The organism is Parabacteroides sp. AF21-43, assembly GCF_003635435.1.
Classification (GTDB): Bacteria; Bacteroidota; Bacteroidia; order Bacteroidales; family Tannerellaceae; genus Parabacteroides; species Parabacteroides distasonis.
In genome coordinates this window covers 5,230-5,965 of the sequence record NZ_QTMG01000053.1, presented here as the reverse complement: position 1 = coordinate 5,965, position 736 = coordinate 5,230, and the positions used below count along the sequence as shown (strand labels likewise).

Sequence of the window (736 nt, the reverse complement as noted above, 5' to 3'; positions counted from 1 at the left end):
GATAAATCAGAATTTAACGGCAATGGCGAAACAACTTTACGACTATTGGTTTGTGCAATTTGATTTTCCGAATGAAGAAGGGAAGCCTTATAAATCAAGTGGTGGGGAAATGGTTTGGAATAAAAAGTTGAAGCGAGAGATTCCAAAAGGATGGAATATATCTTTAATAAAAGATTTTGCTACCACATATTCAGGAGGTACACCCAAATCAACAAATATAGAATACTACAACAACGGAGAAATAGCTTGGATAAACAGTGGGGAACTGAATAGTCCTATAATCACTAAGACTACCAATTATATTACAAAATGTGGATTAGAAAATTCAAGTGCAAAGTTATATCCAAGCAACAGTATATTGGTCGCAATGTATGGCGCAACAGCAGGTAAAGTTAGCTTGCTAACATTCGAAGCTTGTTCTAATCAAGCCGTTTGTGGCATTATCCCTACAATAGAAAATATGTTATACTATGTGTACTTCCATATATCATCGTTATATAGCCATTTTATTACACTCAGTACGGGTTCCGCAAGGGATAATATTTCTCAAAATACAATCAAGAATATCTTATTGCCCATACCAACAAGAAATATTCTGAAACTATTTGATGAGAAGATTGGAAGTATCTACCAAATGATTGTAAATAACTATCAACAAATAGATTCATTGGCTATGCAGCGTGACGAACTATTGCCGCTTTTGATGAATGGTCAAGTATCGGTAAATTCTGATTTA

General features: G+C 34.4%; 1 protein-coding gene. It reads left to right on the top strand.

Annotation, left to right across the window (positions count from 1 at the left end; all coding sequences use genetic code 11):
- Positions 1 to 736, top strand: a 736-nt coding sequence (locus tag DWX84_RS21070) for a restriction endonuclease subunit S (RefSeq protein WP_370449842.1), incomplete at both ends; no start/stop codon positions are given.